1 protein-coding gene is annotated in these 278 nt (G+C 53.2%); it reads left to right on the top strand.

Translation table 11 applies throughout. The features are described from left to right. The coding region (locus tag H5187_RS24195; protein WP_182798537.1) for a hypothetical protein at positions 1-278 on the top strand (278 nt) is incomplete at both ends.

Here is a 278-nt window from a genome sequence, read left to right as displayed (position 1 = left end):
GTGACGGCCGATGGCTCTGGGGCATGGACTATCAGTGGTAGTGAGTTTGATGTCAGCAGCTTTAATAATGGCACACTCACCCTCAGCGCCACACAAAGTGATGCGGCGGGTAACACCTCCAGTGCAGCCAGCACCTCAGTGATTTTAGATAACGCAGCACCGAATGCCTTGACCATAACGACCCCTATTGAGGTTGATGGCCGGATCAATGCTGTAGAAGATGGCAGTGTATTGATCACCGGCTCCGGGGCAGAAGCCAATGCCAGTGTCAGTGTAAC

This window comes from Pseudoalteromonas sp. SG44-1 (assembly GCF_014164315.1).
Lineage (GTDB): Bacteria > Pseudomonadota > Gammaproteobacteria > Enterobacterales > Alteromonadaceae > Pseudoalteromonas > Pseudoalteromonas rhizosphaerae.
This window is presented reverse-complemented; position numbering and strand designations above follow the sequence as displayed.